The following is an 18,177-nucleotide window of genomic DNA, read 5'->3' on the forward strand; positions in this document are numbered from 1 at the left end:
GGAGGTTTTTTCGTATGACCACTTCTTTGCAACCTGCTTATGCCTTGGTCCCGGGTGCGAACCTGGAAGCCTATGTGCACACGGTCAACAGCATTCCATTGCTGACGCCCGAGCAGGAGCGTGAACTGGCCGAGAGTCTCTACTATGAGAAGGATTTGGGGGCGGCTCGGCAGATGGTGCTCGCCCACCTGCGTTTTGTCGTACATATCGCCCGTAGCTATAGCGGCTACGGCCTGGCCCAGGCTGACCTGATCCAGGAAGGCAACGTCGGCCTGATGAAGGCTGTAAAGCGCTTCAACCCTGAGATGGGCGTGCGCCTGGTGTCGTTTGCCGTGCACTGGATCAAGGCGGAAATCCACGAGTTCATCCTGCGCAACTGGCGCATCGTGAAAGTCGCGACCACCAAGGCCCAGCGCAAGCTGTTCTTCAACCTGCGCAGCCAGAAAAAACGCCTGGCGTGGCTGAACAACGAGGAAGTCCACCGCGTGGCCGAAAGCCTCGGCGTGGAGCCCCGTGAAGTGCGCGAGATGGAAAGCCGCCTGACCGGCCATGACATGGCCTTCGACCCGGCCGCCGAAGCGGACGACGACAGCGCTTTCCAATCGCCGGCCAACTACCTGGAAGACCACCGGTACGACCCGGCGCGTCAACTGGAAGACGCCGACTGGAGCGACAACTCCAACCACAACCTGCACGAAGCGCTGGAAGTGCTGGACGATCGCAGCCGTGACATCCTCTACCAGCGCTGGCTGGCGGAAGAAAAAGCCACGCTGCACGACCTGGCGCAGAAGTACAACGTGTCGGCCGAGCGCATTCGCCAGCTTGAGAAAAGCGCGATGAACAAGCTGAAGTTGTCGATCGCCGCCTGAACATGTGGGAGGGGGTAAGCCCCTCCCACATTTGTTTTGTGTTGTATCAGTCGGACCAAGGCGCTTTGCGGGAATTGTTCAGCTCCACCAGGTAACCCTCTCCGCCCAGCTGGCTCATCTGCTGGCGAATCCAGGCTGCCCGTCGCGCCACATACGCGGTCGGATGGCTGGCACTCCACACCCGTGGATTAGGCAACACCGCCGCCAGGTAGCTGGCCTGCTGCCGCGATAACCCCTTAGCGCTCACTCCAAAGTGATGTCGCGCCGCCGCTTCCGCGCCAAACACGCCTTCATCCCATTCCACGCTGTTGAGGTACACCTCAAGAATCCGCTGTTTGGGCCACAACACCTCGATCAGCCCGGTAAACCAGGCCTCCATGCCTTTGCGCAAATAACTGCGACCCGCCCACAGGAACAGGTTTTTCGACACTTGCTGGCTCAGCGTGCTCGCGCCACGGATCGAACCGCCGCGTTCGTTGTGCAGGAGCGCCGCCTGGATCGCGCCGAAATCAAAGCCCCAATGCTGCGGGAAACGCTGGTCTTCACCGGCCATCACCGCCACTTTCAGGTCGTCGGAGATCTCGTCCCACGGCACCCAGGTGCGTTGCAGGTCAATGGGTTCGCCGTCGAACCAGGATTCGACCTTGCGCTCCACCATCAGCGCGGTGAAGGGCGGCGGGACGACACGGAACAGCAGCACCAGCAGAACACTGCCAATGGCAAACCATTTCACGACGGTGAGAAAGCGTTTGAAGAGGACACGCAGCATAGAGATGGCTTGGCCGAACCCGTTGAGCGGGCCATTATACAGACCCTGCCCAATGAGTCTGACTGGAGTTCCTCATGCTGCGTAGCTTTCTGATGCTGGCTGCCTTTTTCGGCTTCACCGGTGTCGCCCTCGGTGCGTTCGCCGCCCATGGCCTGAAAAGCCGCCTGAGCGCCGAGTACCTGGCGATCTTTCACACCGGCGTGACCTATCAGTTGGTGCACACCCTGGCGCTGTTCGGCGTGGCGCTGCTGCTGGCGCACATCCCGGGGCGCCTGGTGACGTGGGCGGGCGTGTCCTTTGTCGTCGGTATCCTGCTGTTCTCCGGCAGCCTGTACGTGCTGACCACTACGGGGATCAGCAAACTCGGCATCATCACGCCCTTCGGCGGATTGGCGTTCCTGCTGGGCTGGTTCTTCCTGGGCCTGGCGGCCTGGCGCATGCAACTGACCGCTTGACGCTTGGAGCTGACCTTCAGGTGCCAATCGAGCTAGAATGCTGGCCCCTAAAAACGATGGCGGCCCGTGGCATGCGCATTCAGTTGAACGGCGAATCCCTTGAACTGCCCGACGGCGAAACCGTTGCGGCCCTGCTGACCCGCCTGGACCTGACCGGGCGTCGCGTCGCAGTGGAACTCAACCTGGATATCGTCCCGCGTAGCCAGCACGCCGAGACCACGCTCACCGAGGGTGACCAGGTCGAAGTGGTCCACGCCATCGGCGGCGGCTAGTCCCGCGCGTTTATGTAGCCCCGGATTCTGCAGAACCTCACCCCATTTCGAGGATTTCCCATGAGCATCGTTCGTAGCGACAAGCCCTTCGTCCTGGCCGGTCGTACCTACCAGTCCCGTCTGCTGGTCGGCACCGGCAAGTACCGCGACATGGAAGAAACCCGCCAGGCCATCGAAGCCTCGGGCGCCGAGATCGTGACCTTCGCCGTACGCCGCACCAACCTCGGCCAGATCGAGGGCGAGCCGAACCTGCTCGACGTGCTGTCGCCGGATCGCTACACCTTCCTGCCGAACACCGCCGGTTGCTACGACGCTATCGAAGCCGTGCGTACCTGCCGCCTGGCCCGTGAACTGCTCGACGGCCACAACCTGGTCAAGCTGGAAGTGCTGGCTGACCAGAAAACCCTGTTCCCCAACGTGATCGAAACCCTCAAGGCCGCAGAAACGCTGGTCAAGGAAGGTTTTGACGTGATGGTCTACACCAGCGATGACCCGATCATCGCCCGCCAACTGGCCGAAATCGGCTGTATCGCCGTGATGCCGCTGGCCGGCCTGATCGGTTCCGGGCTGGGTATCTGCAATCCGTACAACCTGCAGATCATCCTTGAAGAAGCCAAGATCCCGGTCTTGGTGGACGCCGGTGTCGGTACCGCCTCCGACGCCACCATCGCCATGGAACTGGGCTGTGACGCGGTGCTGATGAACTCGGCCATCGCCCACGCCCAGCAACCGGTGCTGATGGCCGAAGCCATGAAACACGCCATCGTCGCCGGCCGCCTGGCCTACCTTGCCGGGCGCATGCCAAAAAAACTCTACGCCAGCGCCTCTTCGCCGCTGGATGGTCTGATCAAGTAAGAGCCATTGATGACTGAATCAAACGAAACGCCGAACACCGTGGAAGAAGGCGACGAGTCCAAGCACCGCCGCATCAAGAGTTTTGTGATGCGCGCCGGCCGCATGACCGAGGGCCAGCAAAAGGGCCTGGAGCAAGGTGCGCCGCTGTTCGTCCTGCCCCTGGCCGATGCGCCGGTGGACTATGACCAGGTGTTCGGCCGTTCGGCCCCACGCTCCCTGGAAATCGGGTTTGGCATGGGCCACTCCCTGCTGGAAATGGCCGCAGCCTCGCCGGAACAGGATTTCATCGGCGTGGAAGTCCACCGCCCAGGTGTCGGTGCGCTGCTCAATGGCGTGCTGACTCAAGGCCTGACCAACCTGCGGGTCTATGACTGCGACGCGATCGAAGTGCTCAACCGCTGCATCGCCGACAACAGCCTCGACCGCCTGATGCTGTTCTTCCCCGATCCATGGCACAAGAGCCGTCACCACAAGCGCCGCATCGTCCAGGCCTCCTTCGCGGAACTGGTGCGCAGCAAGCTGAAAGTCGGCGGTATCCTGCATATGGCTACCGATTGGGAACCCTATGCCGAATACATGCTGGAAGTGATGGACGTTGCCCCTGGCTACCGCAACCTGGCGCAAGACGGCAAATGCGTACCACGCCCGGCCGAACGCCCGATCACCAAGTTCGAGCGGCGTGGTGAGCGGTTGGGGCATGGGGTTTGGGATTTGAAGTTCGAGAAGCTGGCGTAACTCGCCACTGATTTGAAATGCAATTCAATGTGGGAGGGGGGCAAGCCCCCTCCCACAGTTGTTTTGTGTTGGATTTGAGGTCAGCGGCGATCGGCGACGACGCCAATCAATACCAGCACCACCACCAGCACCGGCGCCAGGCTGTAGTTATTGAACTGGCTCAACCCCCGCACAATCCACGGCGTGGCGTAGATCAGCGCCGCACCGCTGCCGATCATGCACAGCAGGGCCATCAACGGTACGCGCAACGCGCCGGCAACGCTGCCCAGGCGTGCTTCGACCCAGCCCTTGATGTCGGCGCCAAACAGCACCAGCAAACAGCCCACAAGGGCCAGGGAGATTTCCGATAGGTTGCTGCGGCTCCAGCGGGATACGGTGGCGAGCAGGTCGAGTACCAGATCCATTCGATTTCCTTAGAGCGATCAGCTCAAAAACTTCTGCAACAGGTCATTGAGAAAGAGTTGCCCGCGGTCGGTGGCCGCCAGGCGTGACGGTTCGACCTGCATTAAGCCACTTTGTTCTGCCTCGCGCCGCGCCTCGTCGAGGCTCGCCAGGTCGAGGCCGGTGCGCTCGGCGTAGAGCGTGGCGTCGACGCCCGCGGTGAGGCGCAGGGCGTTCATCAGGAACTCGAACGGCAACTCTTCGTTGGTCAGCTCCTTCGCCCCGGCCTGGAAGCTTTTGGCCGGGTTGAGGTAGTCCTTCGGCGCGCGGGTCTTCCAGGTGCGCACAATGCGACCGTCCGGATGGCTGAGCTTGCCGTGGGCCCCGGCGCCGATGCCGATAAAGTCGCCGAAACTCCAGTAGTTGAGGTTATGCCGCGCCGGGCGCCCAGGCTGGGCGTAGGCCGACACTTCGTATTGTGCGTAACCGTGCTCGGCCAGCAGCGCCTGGCCGGCTTCCTGGATGTCCCACAGGGTATCGTCTTCCGGCAGCGCGGGCGGCTGGTTCCAGAACACGGTGTTGGGTTCCAGGGTCAACTGGTACCAGGACAGGTGTGTGGGTTTGAGCGCGATAGCCTGGCGCAGGTCGCTCAACGCATCGTCCAGGGACTGGTCGGGCAAACCGTGCATCAGGTCCAGGTTGAAGTTATCGAACCCGGCGTGGCGCGCCATCCCGGCGGCGCGTACGGCTTCGTCGCCGTTGTGGATGCGGCCCAGGGCCTCAAGCTTTGCCTGCTGGAAGCTCTGGATGCCGATGGACAGCCGGTTGATACCCAGCGCGCGGTAGGCGACGAACTTCTCTTGCTCGAACGTGCCGGGGTTGGCTTCCAGGGTGATCTCGATGTCGCCGGCAAACGGGATGCGTGCTTCCACGCCTTTGAGCAATCGACCCAGCGCCACAGCGCTGAACAGGCTTGGCGTGCCGCCGCCGAAGAAGATCGAACTCAGTTCGCGCCCATACACCGCGTGCAGGTCCTGGTCGAGGTCGGCCAGCAAGGCGTCCACATACTCTTCTTCCGGCAGCACCTTGCTGGCGGTGTGGGAGTTGAAGTCGCAGTAAGGGCATTTGCGCACGCACCACGGGATGTGGATGTACAGCGCCAGGGGCGGCAGCACCGGCATGGCCGCCCGTGGTGTTTGCGCGCCACCGTGGATCAGCGGCTGCGCGGAGGTGTTCCGGGTCATTTCAAGCCCAGGCGCTGGCGCAGCAAATCCATTGCGCGGGCGCGGTGGCTGATCTGGTTCTTGTCGGCCGGGCTCAATTCGGCGCTGGAGACATTGCGCTCCGGCACCCAGAACAACGGGTCATAGCCAAAACCGTGCTCACCGCTGGCAGCGTGCAGGATGCGCCCGTGCCACAGGCCTTCGCAGAGGATCGGCAGCGGGTCATCGGCATGCCGCACCAAGGCCAGCACGCAGACGAATTGTGCACCGCGTTCGTTATCCGGTACGCCTTTGAGGGCGTCCAGCAACTTGGCGTTGTTGGCCGCGTCGCCCTTGCCGTCGGCATAACGCGCCGAATAGATGCCAGGGGCGCCGCCAAGAAAGTCCACTGCCAGCCCCGAGTCATCCGCCAGCGCCGGCAGGCCCGAGATGCGTGCGGCATTGCGCGCCTTGAGGATGGCGTTCTCGACGAACGACAGGCCGGTCTCTTCCGGCTCCACCTGGCTGAACTCGCCGATCGAGCGCAACTGCACGGATTCGCCGAGCATGGCCTGGAGTTCTTTGAGCTTGCCGGCGTTATGGCTGGCCAATACGAGTTGAGTAAGGTTCATCATTCCGCCGGAAACAGTTCCTGGTTGAATTGGAAGCTATGGGCTTTGCCGCCGGTTTCCACATTGATGGTAAACGTCTTGTATTCCCGCTGTGTCACGGAGTACGGCGCGAGGTAATTGATCCCGCCTTTCTCGTCGATTTGCTTGAACGTCAGGATCTCGCTCTTGCCGCCCAGGTCCTTGATGGTGCCTGTCACCTGTGCTGCCACCGGGGTTACGCCCTTGATCACGGTCACATTGATCAAGCCCTTCTCCTTGCTGCGCACCACGCCGACTTTCTGGGCGGTTTCCGGCTGCAGGAAGCTGGAGGTGAAGGTGTTGTAATGAACGGTGATATCACCGAAGTCTTTCTTGCGATTAGCGTCGATAGTGTCCGCCGCCATGGCGCTGGCGCCCAGGCATGCAGTCAGTAGAAAAATAGCCAAGCGACTCATGATCGTCCCTCTTGAAAATGATTAGACGGCAATCTTGTGATCCGTCAGGCCAGGGCTGCTGACCCGATAGATGCCAATTTCGCCCAACAGATTGGGCCATAGCTTGCTTGCCCAGCCGTGACGATGCTGTTGATCGACGGCCAGGCGGTTGATCACCTTGGCTTCACGCTCGCCACACAGGGCTTCGAAGTCTTCGAAGGTGCAGAAGTGGATGTTCGGCGTGTTGTACCAGGTGTACGGCAGGAAATCCGAGACCGGCATGCGGCCCTTGGTCGCCAGGTACCAGCGGCAGCGCCAGTGCCCGAAGTTGGGGAAGGTGATGATGCACTGGCGACCCACGCGCAGCATTTCGTCGAGGATGCGGTCCGGGTAGTGCACCGCTTGCAGGGCCTGGGTCATCACCACGATATCGAAGCTGTTGCTGGCGAAGTTGCCCAGGCCCTTGTCCAGGTCCTGCTCGATCACGTTGATGCCCTTGGCCACGCACTGGGCGATGTTGTCCGGGTCGTTTTCCAGGCCGTAGCCGGTGACTTGCTTGTTGTCACGCAGCCAGCTCAGCAGTTCGCCATCGCCGCAGCCCAGGTCGAGCACGCGGCTGCCGGCGGGGATCCAGTCTTGGATGATGTCCAGGTCGGCTCTCATGGCGTTCTCACAAAGTAATGCGGTTCATGTAGTTGCTGAAAGCCTGGAGGTAGCGCGGGATCGGAATCAGGAAGGCGTCATGGCCTTGCGGTGCATCGATCTCCAGGTAGCAGACGTCTTTCTTGGCCGCCATCAGCGCATCCACCAGCTCTCGGGAGCGGGCCGGCGAGAAGCGCCAGTCGGTGGTAAACGACATGACGCAGAACTTGGCCGTGGCGCCCTCGAAGGTTTTCGCCAGGTCATCGTCGTGGTTGGCTGCCGGGTCGAAGTAGTCCAGGGCCTTGGTCATCAGCAGGTAGGTGTTGGCGTCGAAACGCCCGGAGAACTCCTCGCCCTGATAACGAAGGTAGCTTTCCACCTGGAACTCGACGCTGTGGAAGTCGTAGTTGAGCTTCTCGCTCTTGAGGCCACGGCCGAATTTCTCGCCCATGGAGTCATCGGACAGGTAGGTGATGTGCCCGACCATTCGCGCCAGCATCAAGCCGCGCTTGGGGATCACACCGGCTTCCTGGAACGAACCGCCGTGGAATTCGGGGTCGGTGAGGATGGCCTGGCGCGCCACTTCGTTGAAGGCGATGTTCTGCGCCGACAATTTGGGCGCCGAGGCGATGGCCAGGCAATGGCGCACGCGGTCCGGATACGTGATGGTCCATTGCAGGGCCTGCATGCCGCCCAGGCTGCCGCCGATCACCGCGGCCCATTGCCGGATGCCCAGCAGGTCGGCGAGGCGTGCCTGGCTGTGCACCCAGTCTTCCACGGTGAGTACGGGGAAGTCGGCGCCGAACGGCTTGCCGGTTTCCGGGTTGAGGCTGCTGGGGCCGGTGGAGCCATTGCAGCCGCCGAGGTTGTTCAGGCTGACGACAAAGAACTTGTTGGTGTCGATGGGCTTGCCGGGGCCGATGCAACTGTCCCACCAGCCAGGCTTGCGCTCGTCAACGCTGTGGAAACCAGCGGCGTGATGATGGCCGGAGAGGGCGTGGCAGATCAGCACGGCATTGCTCGCCGTGGCGTTCAGTTGGCCGTAGGTTTCATAAATCAGGTCATAGGCAGGCAGCGAACGACCACAGGCCAGGGCCAGTGGTTCGCTGAAGTGCGCCACTTGGGGCACGACCAGTCCAACAGAATCGGGGGGGAAGGCAGTTGGCATCGACCCTGCTCTCGTTTAAATGAGGCGTAAGTCTAAAGACCGATGCACCCAGCGGCAAGCAAAGGCCAAATGTGGGAGGGAGCAAGTCGAATCGTCGCCCCGCCCCTCCTGCATTTGCTCCGCCTGTCAGATCAGTCCGAACAGTTCCTTGGGCATGTTCGCGAAGTCAGCCAGGTACGGGATGCCCCAGCCTTGTATCAGCTGGATCGCGATAAACGCGAAGATCGGCGAAATATCCAGGCCGCCCAGGTTGGGCACCCAGCGGCGGAACGGCGCGAGCACCGGCTCGGTAATCTGAGACACCAGCTCGGCACCTGGGCTGCGGCTACCCGGCGCGACCCAGGACAGGATCACGCTGATGATCATCGACCAGAAGATGATCTTCAAAAACAACGAGAAGATCCCGATCAGTGCCCACGGCAACAGCAGCACGGTGTAAGGCAGGTAGCCCTTGAGCATCAGGACCAGCACGAACAGCAGGATCTGCAGCAGCAGCGCCAGCACCAGCGACGACATGTCCAGGCCGAACATGCTCGGGACCACCCGGCGCAGGGGCTTGAGCAGCGGTTGCGTGGCCTTCACCACGAATTGGCACAGCGGGTTGTAGAAGTTCGCCCGCACCAGTTGCAGGATAAAACGCATCAGCACGATCAGCAGGTACAGGCTGCCCAAGGTCTGGATGATGAAGATGACGGCGTCATTGAGTCCAAGCATCATTTATTCCTTCGTAGGGGGACGACTATTTGCCCAGCTGCTCGGCCATTTCAGCCGAACGATGTGCTGCGGCACCCAGTGCTTTTTCCACCAGGGCTTCAAAGCCCCCGGCCTGGAACGATTCGATGGCAGCCTGCGTGGTGCCGCCGGGGGAGGTGACGCGACGGCGCAACTCGGCAGCGTCCACCTCACTGGAGACAGCCATTTTCGCGGCGCCCAGGGCGGTTTGCTCGGCCAGTTGCTCGGCGACTTGCTGTGGCAGGCCCAGTTTCACGCCGGCGGCGGTCATGGCCTCGATCAGCAGGAAGAAGTAAGCCGGGCCGCTGCCCGAGACGGCGGTGACCGCGTCCAGTTGCTGCTCCTGTTCCAGCCACAGGGCGATGCCCACGGCAGACAGCAGTTCCTGGGCCTGGTCACGTTGCTCGGCAGTCACCTCGTGGGTGGCGTACAAACCGCTCACGCCCTGGCGCAGCAGCGCCGGGGTGTTGGGCATGCAACGTACGATCGGCTGGGCACCGAGCCAGTTGTTCATGCTGGCGCAGGTGATGCCGGCGGCGATCGACACCACCAGTTGATGTGGCTGCAGGCTTGGGCGCAGGCTTTCGCACACGGCCTTCATGGCCTGTGGCTTGACCGCCAGCACGATCACATCGACACCTTGGATGGCTTCGGCGTTATCGGCGAGGGTTTCGATACCGTGCTCGGCGCTGACGCGGGCACGGGTCTCGGCGCCCGGGTCGCTGGCGCGGATCTGCGCCGCTTCCAGGCCCTTGGCCCGCAGGCCGCCGATCAGGCTGGCCGCCATGTTGCCGGCGCCGATAAAGGCAATACGCGTGTTGCTCATGACAGGTCCTTACTTAGATGGATGTCAGCCATTTCATGGCTGGCCGTAGTCGCGGGCGCCAAACAGGGCGGTACCGATCCGCACCCAGGTGGCGCCTTGGGCGATGGCCGACTCAAGGTCGTGGCTCATGCCCATGGAAAGTGTGTCGAGCGGCAGGTTCAGGCTGTTTTGCAGGACGCGCACGCTGGAAAACGCGGCGTCTTGTTCGGCCCGATCGTCCGTCGGCTCGGGAATCGCCATCAGGCCCCGCAGCTTCAAGCGCGGCAGGGCGCTGATGGCGTTGGCCAGGGCCGGCAGGTCGGCGGGGGTGCAGCCGGACTTGCTGGCCTCGCCACTGACATTGACCTGGATGCAGATATTCAGCGGTGGCAGGTCGGCCGGGCGTTGCTCGGACAGGCGTTGTGCAATTTTGAGGCGGTCCACGGAATGCACCCAAGCGAAATTCTCGGCGATGGCGCGAGTCTTGTTCGATTGAATGGGGCCGATGAAGTGCCAACTCAAGGGCAGGTCGGTTAATTCGGCCTGTTTGCCCAGGGCTTCCTGCAGATAGTTTTCGCCAAAATCACGCACCCCGGCGGCATAGGCTTCACGCAGGGCTTGGGCGGGTTTGGTCTTGCTCACGGCCAGCAGGTGGATGCTGTTTGCGTCACGTTGCACGGCGTCGGCTGCGGCGCGGATGCGCTGGCTAACCTGGCCGATGTTGTCTGCTATCGTCGACATTCAAGATGCGCCCGTGGATATGGAGTCCGCGGCATTCTACTGGAAATGGAAAGCCCTATGGATATCACTGAATTACTGGAGGCCGGCGTGCGTCGCGGCGCTTCCGACCTGCATCTGTCGGCCGGTGTGGCACCCATGTTGCGTATTGACGGTGAGGTCTGGCCGTTGGATTGGCCGGTGCTTTCACCCCCGCAAGTGGCGGATTTATTGAGCCCGTTGCTCAACCGCTACCAACAAAAGGATTTCGAAACATCTCTTGAAACGGATTTTGCCTTCGAGTTGCCGGGCGTGGCTCGGTTCCGGGCGAACGTATTCCAGCAGGATCGCGGCATGGGCGCGGTGTTTCGCACCATCCCGGGCGAGGTCCAGAGCCTGGAAAACCTCGGTCTGGGGGAGGTGTTCCGGCGTATTGCCCAGTTGCCGCGTGGCCTGGTGCTGGTGACGGGCCCCACCGGCTCCGGCAAATCCACTACCCTGGCGGCGATGATCGATTACCTCAATCAGCATCGGCGCCAGCACATCCTCACGCTGGAAGACCCCATCGAGTTTATCCACACGCCGAAAACCGCCCTGATCAACCAGCGCCAGGTGCATCGCGACACCCATAGTTTCTCGCTGGCCTTGCGTTCGGCGCTGCGCGAAGACCCCGACGTGATCCTGGTGGGCGAACTGCGCGACCTGGAAACCATCCGCCTGGCCCTGACGGCGGCTGAGACCGGGCATCTGGTATTTGGCACCCTGCACACCACCTCGGCGGCAAAGACCGTGGACAGGCTGGTGGACGTGTTCCCGGCGGGGGAAAAGGCCATGGTCCGCTCGATGCTGTCGGAGTCGTTGCAGGCGGTGGTGTCCCAAGTGCTGGTCAAGAAGGTTGGCGGCGGGCGGGTGGCGGCCCATGAAATCATGCTGGGCACGCCAGCCATACGAAATTTGATCCGTGAGGACAAGGTGGCGCAGATGGTCTCGGCGATTCAGACCGGCGGTGCGTTGGGTATGAAAACGCTGGATATGAGCTTGAAGGCGTTGGTCACGGAAGGCGTGATCAGCCGGGAAGAGGCGCGGGAGAAGGCGAGGGTGCCTGGGGATATCTGAGGGGTTGTGAACGACACACATCAAATGTGGGAGGGGGCTTGCCCCGATAGCGGTGGATCAGTCAGCTTATCTGTACCTGACCCACTGCTATCGGGAGCAAGCCCCCTCCCACATGTACTACTGCATTCCAGCTTCAGATCAGCGTTGTACGACCCGCAAGGTATTCTGCTCTTTCGGCAGAACCCGCTTGGCAATCACGTAGTTCTTGTCCCAGAACGGCTTTTTCAGCGTGTCGATGCTGACCGACTTGCCACGACGCGGTGCGTGGATGAAGCGGTCGTTGCCCAGGTAGATGGCTACGTGGTTCACCTGGCGGCTCTTCAGTTTGAAGAACAACAGGTCTCCCGGTTTCAGGTCCTTGCGCTCAACCTTCTGCCCATGACCGGCGGCCATGGCGTTGGAGGTGCGCGGCAGATCCACGGCCGCTACGTCGTTAAACGCATATTTCACCAGGCCGCTGCAGTCGAACCCTTTACTTGGGCTGCTGCCGCCCCAACGATAAGGAGTACCGAGCACGTTTACGGCGCGGCTGAGGACGGTGCTGCTTTGCCTGGTGTTGACTGCCATCAGGCCTGGAACTGCTTTACCGTGGGCCTTGCTCAGTTGAGTCGGGCGGCTGACGGTCGGTTTTGCCGATTTGGCAGTGCTGGGCGCGCTGTGGACTTTAGGGGTGAAACCGTTGACGTTCGGAAGTCGTTGCTCACGATTGGTGGCGTGGGCGGCCAGTGGCATTAATAGGCAAATGGTTAGCCATGTCTTTAAAAATGGTCGCATTAGGCGTGGCTCTTATGGGGTTGCGCGCAACTTTATAACAGCTTTTTGTGTCGTTCTCAGGCCGTTTGTCGACTGAACCTTGGGGTCAAACTCAGGAAAAACGCGACGATTCGCCGCGATTGTCCTACACAAGTCAGGTGGCATAAGGCTTCCAGGGGAGGGAAGATACCATTTGCCGTACGTCGGGCGCCTGTAAAAAAGTCACAAAGAAAGTGAAAAAATTTATCTATCGAAGCAAAAGAGGTACTCCATGAACACCTATCAACAGGTTGGTCCGCAGCAAGACACCCACAGCAAGGTGATCGGTTACCTGCTCTGGATTTTCGGGTTTACCGGGGCCCATCGTTTCTATTACGGCAAACCGGTCACTGGAACGATCTGGTTTTTCACCCTCGGCTTGCTGGGGATCGGCTGGCTGATCGACCTGTTCCTGATTCCGGCCATGGACCGTGAAGCGGACCTGCGTTTTACCGCTGGGCCTATCGAATACAACGTGGCGTGGATTCTGTTGGCGTTTCTGGGGGTGTTCGGCGTGCACCGCATGTACCAGGGCAAATGGATCACCGGCCTGATCTACCTGCTGACCGGCGGCTTGTTCCTGGTGGGAGTGCTGTATGACTTCTGGACCTTGAATACCCAGGTTTCGATCCGCAATGCCGAGCGCAACGGCGGCCGGTAGATCATAAATAACCTGTAGGGGCGAGCTTGCTCGCTCCTACAGGTTTTAATGGCTCAAGCCTGATAGCTGATGCGCCCATCCACCAAGGTGTAGCGCACGCTTGCCGGCAGGCTATGGCCGATGAACGGGCAGTTCTCACCCTTGGACAGCCAGTGCTCGCCCGCAACCGTGGAGCCGGCCGGGTCAAACAGCACCAGATCCGCCGCCGATCCCACCGCCAGCTTGCCCGCCGGCAGGCGCAAGGCCTCGGCCGGGCCTGCGCTCAGGCGCGCCAGCAGTGTCGGCAGGTCCAGCAAACCGTCTTCCACCAACGTCATCGCCAGCGGCAGCAACAGCTCCACGCTGCTGATGCCCGGCTCTGTCGCGCCGAACGGCGCCAGCTTGGCATCGCGCTCATGGGGCTGGTGGTGGCTGGAAATCGCCGAAATCACCCCCGATTTCACTGCCGCACGCAAACCGTCACGATCGGCCAGTGTGCGCAGCGGCGGTTGCACGTGGTAAAGGCTGGAGAAGTCGATCAGCGCCTCATCCGTCAGCAGCAACTGATACAACGCCACGTCTGCCGTCACCGGCAGGCCACGGGCCTGGGCCTGGGCGATCAGGGCCACGCCCCGGGCGCTGGTCAGTTGGCTGAAGTGCGCACGCACGCCGCTTTGTTCCACCAGCAGCAGGTCACGGGCCAGGGCTACGGTTTCAGCGGTTTCCGGAATACCCGGCAAGCCGAGGAAGCTGGCGACCGCACCTTCATGGGCCAGGCCGCCTTCGGCCAGGTCGCGGTCCTGGGAGTGGAAGATCACCGTCAAGTCGAAGGTGGCCGCGTATTCCAGGGCGCGGCACAGGGTGCGGGTGCTGCGGAAACTCTCCAGGCCGTTGCCGAACGCCACGCAACCGGCATCGCGCAGGGCGATCAGTTCGGCGAGTTGTTCGCCTTCCAGGCCTTTGCTCAGGGCGCCGATGGGGAACACTTTGCAATTGCCGGCCTCACGGGCACGGTCGAGGATCAGCTCGGTCACGGCCGACGTGTCGAGCACCGGCTTGGTGTGCGGTGGGCAGCACAGGCTGGTGACGCCACCGGCTGCGGCCGCGCGGGTCTCGCTGGTGATATTGCCTTTGCGGCTGAAGCCCGGCTCGCGCAGGGCGACGTTCAGGTCCACCAGGCCAGGCGCGGCCACCAGGCCTTTGGCATCGATGGTCTCGCTGGGGCTGAAAGCACCGGGCGCGGCGCCGATGGCGATGATCCGGCCCGCCTCCAGGTGCAGATCGGTAACGTGATCCAGGCCGCTGGCCGGATCGATGACTCGGGCGCCGAGAATGCTGAGCTTCACTGGGCCTTCTCCTGCTCGAATTGACGTTGCGCGGTTTGCCCGCTCATGGCCATGGACAACACCGCCATGCGCACGGCGATGCCATACGTGACCTGGTTGAGAATCACCGACTGGCTGCCGTCGGCCACCGCCGACTCAATCTCCACGCCTCGGTTGATCGGCCCCGGGTGCATCACGATGGCGTCGGGCTTGGCGCCGGCCAGGCGTGCGGTGGTCAGACCGAAGAGGCGGTAGAACTCGCCTTCGCTCGGCAGCAGGCCACCCGACATGCGTTCGCGTTGCAGGCGCAGCATGATTACCACGTCCACATCCTTGAGGCCTTCGGTCATGTCGGTGTAGACCTTCACGCCGTATTGCTCGATGCCGATGGGCAAGAGGGTTTTCGGTGCGATCACGCGGATGTCCGGGCAACCCAGGGTTTTCAGGGCCAGCATGTTCGAGCGTGCCACCCGCGAGTGCAGGATGTCGCCGACGATGGCCACCGAGAGGTTTTCGAAGCTGCCCTTGTGCCGACGTATGGTGAGCATGTCGAGCATGCCCTGGGTCGGGTGGGCGTGACGGCCGTCGCCGCCGTTGATGATCGCCACCTGCGGGCACACGTGCTCGGCAATGAAGTGGGCGGCACCGGAGTCGCCGTGGCGCACCACGAACATGTCGGCGGCCATCGCCTCCAGGTTGCGCAGGGTGTCGAGCAGGGTCTCGCCCTTGCTCGCCGACGAGGTGGACACGTTCAACGTGATCACGTCGGCCGACAGCCGTTGGGCCGCCAGTTCAAAGGTGGTCCGTGTACGGGTGGAGTTCTCGAAGAACACGTTGCAGATGGTCTTGCCGCGCAGCAACGGGACTTTCTTCACCGCCCGGCCGCCAACCTCGAGGAACGAGTCGGCGGTGTCGAGGATTTCGGTGAGCAGTTCGCGGGGCAAACCGTCGAGGGACAAGAAGTGTTGCAACTGGCCCTGAGCATTGAGCTGCAGCGGGCGCTTGGCATCTAGAGGCGTCATCGCGGGGACTCTTTACAAGGCGGTTTAAAGGGCAAGGTCTTGCAGTTCGAGTTCGAGCGGCGTGGGACCGGACAATTTTACTCGCTGGCTGGCCTCCAGGGACAGCGTGGCGCCGACCACGTCCGGGCTGATGGGCAGTTCGCCTGCCTCCAGGTCGAGCAGGCAGACCAGGGTGATGCTGGCCGGGCGCCCGTAATCGAACAATTCATTCATGGCGGCGCGGATGGTACGGCCGCTCATCAGCACGTCGTCGATCAGCACCAGGTGCTGGCCTTCAATCTCGAACGGCAGGGCGGACGGGCGCACTTGCGGGTGCAGGCCGTTCTGGCTGAAGTCGTCGCGGTAGAAGGACACGTCCAGTGTACCCAAGGGTGAGTCGCTGCCCAGTTCGTCCAGCAACGCTTGGGCGACCCACACACCGCCGGTGCGAATACCGATAAAGCGCGGTTCGCTGATGCCACGGTGTTCCAGGTGCGTCTTGAGGCTAACCGCCATCTGGCGGATCAGTTCGGCGGGGTTTGGCAGGCTCATGGTGGCTCCTTCAAGGCCTTGCGCGGCGGGGCGACGACAAGGTCCGGGCTCAAACGTAAGAAGACGCGGCAAGCCGCGTCAGTCAGGATTCAAATAAAGCAGTGTTTTCGTCCAGCCAGCCCTGTAACAGCAAGGCGGCGGCGATGGCGTCCACCGGGTTGTCGCGGTAGCTGCCTTTCTGGCCGCCACGGTCACGGCGCTCGCCCTTGGCTTCAAAGGTGGTCAGGCGTTCATCGTGGGTATAGAAGGGCAGGTTGTAGCGGCCGTTAAGACGGCGGGCGAACTTTTCGGCGCGCAGGCACATGTCGCTGGGGGTGCCGTCCATGTTCAGGGGCAGGCCGACCACTACGGCATCGGGCTTCCACTCTTTGATCAGGGCTTCGACCTGGTTCCAGTCCGGTATGCCGTTCTGGGCCTTGAGGGTGCACAGCTCGCGGGCCTGGCCGGTGATGACCTGGCCGACCGCTACGCCGATCTGCTTGGTGCCGTAGTCAAAGCCGAGGATCAGACGCAAGGCCATCAGGCGTGCCCCGCCTGGCTGGTCAGCAGGCCGAGGTTGACCCGCAGCTTGGCCGCGGCGGCTTCCAGGCGCAGTTCGCTTGCGGTGTTGAACAGGATGTCGGCATCGAACGGGCAGGTCAGCCAGGCATTGCTGGCCAGTTCGGCTTCCAGCTGCCCGGCTTCCCAGCCGGCGTAACCCAGGGTGATCACGCTTTGCTCAGGGCCCACGCCGTCGGCGATGGCGAACAACACGTCCTGGGAGGTGGACAGCGAGACTCCGTCCAGGTCCACCGTGGCCTGGAACTTCGGCCCGGTGGGGTGCAGCACAAAGCCGCGATCGGTCTGCACCGGCCCGCCGATGTAGATCGGCACGCCCTGGCAACGGGCCGGCGGGTCGACCTCCGGACGCAGCTGTTCAAGGATATCGGCCAGGTTCAGCGCCTGCGGGCGGTTCACCACCAACCCCATGGCACCATTGGCCGTGTGCTCGACGATGTAGGTCAAGGTCTGCGCAAAGTTCGGGTCGGCCATATGGGGCATGGCGATCAGGAATTGGTGCTTGAGGTAGGTCGGGCTGACATTTTTCATGTCCGCTAGTGTGGCGTTGGAGGGGCGAACTGACAAGCTGGACGTGACCCGAATACCGTGCTGTCGGCTTTTCTGTAGGACGGCGCGTTCAGTTGCTGGAAAGGCGATCACCCTTGGCAAACTTCCAGGTGCGGATGATTTCCAGGCGGTCCACATCGTTCAAGTCCCCGGTAAACGGGGCAAAGGGCGCGGCCAGGCGCACGATGCGTTGGGCCGCCTGGTCCAGCAGCGGCTGACCGGACGACTCCAGCACCTGCACTTCATATAAGGTGCCGTCGCGGTTGATCGACACCAATAGGCGCAAATTGCCGTAGATCTGCTGGCGCCGTGCCTCTTCCGGGTAGTTGAGGTTACCGATGCGCTCGACCTTCTTACGCCACTCGTCCTTATACCAGGCGCCCTTGTCGCGCATGGTCGAGGCGGCGTTCAGGCGGTAAATGCGTGGGCGCTTGGCGTAAAGCTGTTGTTCATGGGCCAGTTCGGCTTCCAGGCTGGAGATTTCGTCGGACAGTGTCGAGCTGTCGAACGTCGGTGCCGGCTTCACGGGCTCGGGTTGCGGCTCGGTCTTGGTTTTCTCGCGCTGGACTGGGGCTTTTTGCGGCTTGGGTGCAACGGTGGTCACCGTGGGCTTGGGCGTGGCCTGTTTGACTTCAGGCTTGGGCGCCGGCGGCGGTGTGACCTTATTGACCTTGTTGTCCTGGAAGGGCGCGACTTCGGTGGTCTTGGGGATCGCCTTCTTGTCCAGGGTGCCACTGCCTTGCTGGTTGTCCTGGGCGAGAAAGTCCGCCTTCTCGGGCTTCTTTTCGCTCTTGAACGTGGCGAGGGTGATTTCCAGGGTCTTGGTGATCTGCTTGGGCTCGACCATGGTGAAACCCACGCCGAGGATCAAGGCCAGATGAATCAATGCCGCGAGAAACAGGGTAAATCCGAGCCGATCAGCCGGGCGCACGCCGCTGTGGGAGAGTTCGGAGGGCAGATCGGACGGGAGTGTCATGACAAGAAAACCAACATCGCG

The 18,177-nt window shown here is 62.1% G+C and carries 24 protein-coding genes; 7 read left to right on the plus strand and 17 right to left on the minus strand.

Annotation, left to right across the window (positions count from 1 at the left end):
• Nucleotides 1-14: 14 nt before the first annotated feature.
• Nucleotides 15-869 carry an RNA polymerase sigma factor RpoH gene (gene rpoH / locus BM416_RS21835; RefSeq protein WP_092489429.1) on the plus strand — a complete coding sequence of 285 codons (855 nt, stop codon included), beginning with the start codon at nucleotides 15-17 and terminating at the stop codon, nucleotides 867-869.
• A gap of 46 nt (nucleotides 870-915) precedes the next feature.
• Here rpoH and mtgA read toward each other — a convergent pair whose 3' ends face one another.
• Nucleotides 916-1,638, minus strand: coding sequence for a monofunctional biosynthetic peptidoglycan transglycosylase (mtgA, locus tag BM416_RS21840; RefSeq protein WP_092489430.1), 723 nt, complete (start codon nucleotides 1,636-1,638; stop codon nucleotides 916-918).
• Nucleotides 1,639-1,712: 74 nt separating this feature from the next.
• Between mtgA and BM416_RS21845 the strand changes: the two genes are divergently transcribed.
• The 4 genes from BM416_RS21845 to trmB all read left to right on the plus strand — a co-directional run bounded on the left by BM416_RS21845 (nucleotide 1,713) and on the right by trmB (nucleotide 3,955).
• On the plus strand, nucleotides 1,713-2,093 hold the full coding sequence (locus tag BM416_RS21845; protein ID WP_065938111.1) for a DUF423 domain-containing protein: 381 nt from the start codon (nucleotides 1,713-1,715) through the stop codon (nucleotides 2,091-2,093).
• Between the two features lie 71 nt (nucleotides 2,094-2,164).
• A complete protein-coding gene (gene thiS / locus BM416_RS21850; RefSeq protein WP_049711100.1) occupies nucleotides 2,165-2,365 on the plus strand; it encodes a sulfur carrier protein ThiS in 201 nt (66 codons plus the stop codon).
• 60 nt (nucleotides 2,366-2,425) lie between these two features.
• Nucleotides 2,426-3,220 carry a thiazole synthase gene (locus BM416_RS21855; RefSeq protein ID WP_027606099.1) on the plus strand — a complete coding sequence of 265 codons (795 nt, stop codon included), beginning with the start codon at nucleotides 2,426-2,428 and terminating at the stop codon, nucleotides 3,218-3,220.
• Between the two features lie 9 nt (nucleotides 3,221-3,229).
• A complete protein-coding gene (trmB, locus tag BM416_RS21860) occupies nucleotides 3,230-3,955 on the plus strand; it encodes a tRNA (guanosine(46)-N7)-methyltransferase TrmB (protein WP_092489431.1) in 726 nt (241 codons plus the stop codon).
• 80 nt (nucleotides 3,956-4,035) lie between these two features.
• Here the strand turns inward: trmB and BM416_RS21865 are convergent, their stop codons facing one another.
• From BM416_RS21865 to BM416_RS21905, 9 genes are all read right to left on the minus strand, one after another.
• Complete coding sequence (locus BM416_RS21865; protein ID WP_010207241.1) at nucleotides 4,036-4,359, minus strand: DUF3392 domain-containing protein; 324 nt, start codon at nucleotides 4,357-4,359, stop codon at nucleotides 4,036-4,038.
• A gap of 18 nt (nucleotides 4,360-4,377) precedes the next feature.
• Nucleotides 4,378-5,517, minus strand: a complete 1,140-nt coding sequence (gene hemW, locus BM416_RS21870; protein WP_218190228.1) for a radical SAM family heme chaperone HemW — start codon at nucleotides 5,515-5,517, stop codon at nucleotides 4,378-4,380.
• A 59-nt stretch (nucleotides 5,518-5,576) separates the two neighbouring features.
• Nucleotides 5,577-6,173, minus strand: a complete 597-nt coding sequence (rdgB, locus tag BM416_RS21875; protein WP_092489433.1) for an RdgB/HAM1 family non-canonical purine NTP pyrophosphatase — start codon at nucleotides 6,171-6,173, stop codon at nucleotides 5,577-5,579.
• Complete coding sequence (locus BM416_RS21880; protein ID WP_027606095.1) at nucleotides 6,170-6,604, minus strand: DUF4426 domain-containing protein; 435 nt, start codon at nucleotides 6,602-6,604, stop codon at nucleotides 6,170-6,172. Before BM416_RS21880 ends, rdgB begins: the two co-directional genes overlap by 4 nt.
• 21 nt (nucleotides 6,605-6,625) lie before the next feature.
• Nucleotides 6,626-7,246, minus strand: a complete 621-nt coding sequence (gene metW, locus BM416_RS21885) for a methionine biosynthesis protein MetW (protein WP_017735309.1) — start codon at nucleotides 7,244-7,246, stop codon at nucleotides 6,626-6,628.
• Between the two features lie 7 nt (nucleotides 7,247-7,253).
• On the minus strand, nucleotides 7,254-8,393 hold the full coding sequence (locus BM416_RS21890; RefSeq protein WP_092355680.1) for a homoserine O-succinyltransferase MetX: 1,140 nt from the start codon (nucleotides 8,391-8,393) through the stop codon (nucleotides 7,254-7,256).
• A gap of 126 nt (nucleotides 8,394-8,519) precedes the next feature.
• A complete protein-coding gene (locus tag BM416_RS21895; RefSeq protein WP_065923851.1) occupies nucleotides 8,520-9,107 on the minus strand; it encodes a YggT family protein in 588 nt (195 codons plus the stop codon).
• 25 nt (nucleotides 9,108-9,132) lie between these two features.
• The gene (gene proC, locus BM416_RS21900) at nucleotides 9,133-9,951 is read right to left on the minus strand and encodes a pyrroline-5-carboxylate reductase (protein WP_092489434.1); all 819 of its coding nucleotides are present in this window, start codon (nucleotides 9,949-9,951) and stop codon (nucleotides 9,133-9,135) included.
• A 33-nt stretch (nucleotides 9,952-9,984) separates the two neighbouring features.
• Nucleotides 9,985-10,671, minus strand: coding sequence for a YggS family pyridoxal phosphate-dependent enzyme (locus BM416_RS21905; RefSeq protein WP_092489435.1), 687 nt, complete (start codon nucleotides 10,669-10,671; stop codon nucleotides 9,985-9,987).
• Nucleotides 10,672-10,728: 57 nt separating this feature from the next.
• Between BM416_RS21905 and BM416_RS21910 the strand changes: the two genes are divergently transcribed.
• The gene (locus BM416_RS21910; protein WP_092489436.1) at nucleotides 10,729-11,763 is read left to right on the plus strand and encodes a type IV pilus twitching motility protein PilT; all 1,035 of its coding nucleotides are present in this window, start codon (nucleotides 10,729-10,731) and stop codon (nucleotides 11,761-11,763) included.
• Nucleotides 11,764-11,901: 138 nt separating this feature from the next.
• Here BM416_RS21910 and BM416_RS21915 read toward each other — a convergent pair whose 3' ends face one another.
• Nucleotides 11,902-12,537 carry a C40 family peptidase gene (locus tag BM416_RS21915; RefSeq protein ID WP_027606089.1) on the minus strand — a complete coding sequence of 212 codons (636 nt, stop codon included), beginning with the start codon at nucleotides 12,535-12,537 and terminating at the stop codon, nucleotides 11,902-11,904.
• 250 nt (nucleotides 12,538-12,787) lie between these two features.
• On the opposite strand from BM416_RS21915, the gene BM416_RS21920 reads away from it, so the two are divergent.
• Entirely contained in the window at nucleotides 12,788-13,216 is a 429-nt protein-coding gene (locus BM416_RS21920) for an NINE protein (protein WP_027606088.1), read from the plus strand.
• A gap of 53 nt (nucleotides 13,217-13,269) precedes the next feature.
• Here the strand turns inward: BM416_RS21920 and BM416_RS21925 are convergent, their stop codons facing one another.
• The 6 genes from BM416_RS21925 to BM416_RS21950 form a co-directional block, all read right to left on the minus strand.
• The gene (locus tag BM416_RS21925; protein ID WP_027606087.1) at nucleotides 13,270-14,541 is read right to left on the minus strand and encodes a dihydroorotase; all 1,272 of its coding nucleotides are present in this window, start codon (nucleotides 14,539-14,541) and stop codon (nucleotides 13,270-13,272) included.
• Nucleotides 14,538-15,542, minus strand: coding sequence for an aspartate carbamoyltransferase catalytic subunit (locus tag BM416_RS21930; RefSeq protein ID WP_027606086.1), 1,005 nt, complete (start codon nucleotides 15,540-15,542; stop codon nucleotides 14,538-14,540). The genes BM416_RS21925 and BM416_RS21930 overlap by 4 nt, the downstream gene beginning before the upstream one ends.
• A gap of 24 nt (nucleotides 15,543-15,566) precedes the next feature.
• Nucleotides 15,567-16,073: a bifunctional pyr operon transcriptional regulator/uracil phosphoribosyltransferase PyrR gene (gene pyrR / locus BM416_RS21935; RefSeq protein WP_027606085.1), complete on the minus strand. Its 507-nt coding sequence runs from the start codon at nucleotides 16,071-16,073 to the stop codon at nucleotides 15,567-15,569.
• Between the two features lie 82 nt (nucleotides 16,074-16,155).
• Nucleotides 16,156-16,593: a Holliday junction resolvase RuvX gene (gene ruvX, locus BM416_RS21940; protein ID WP_005792259.1), complete on the minus strand. Its 438-nt coding sequence runs from the start codon at nucleotides 16,591-16,593 to the stop codon at nucleotides 16,156-16,158.
• Nucleotides 16,593-17,162: a YqgE/AlgH family protein gene (locus tag BM416_RS21945; RefSeq protein ID WP_092489437.1), complete on the minus strand. Its 570-nt coding sequence runs from the start codon at nucleotides 17,160-17,162 to the stop codon at nucleotides 16,593-16,595. The genes ruvX and BM416_RS21945 overlap by 1 nt, the downstream gene beginning before the upstream one ends.
• Before the next feature lie 88 nt (nucleotides 17,163-17,250).
• Complete coding sequence (locus BM416_RS21950; RefSeq protein WP_027606083.1) at nucleotides 17,251-18,156, minus strand: energy transducer TonB; 906 nt, start codon at nucleotides 18,154-18,156, stop codon at nucleotides 17,251-17,253.
• Between the last annotated feature and the right edge of the window lie 21 nt (nucleotides 18,157-18,177).

The sequence above is a fragment of the Pseudomonas sp. NFACC42-2 genome, assembly GCF_900116055.1.
Lineage (GTDB): Bacteria > Pseudomonadota > Gammaproteobacteria > Pseudomonadales > Pseudomonadaceae > Aquipseudomonas > Aquipseudomonas marginalis.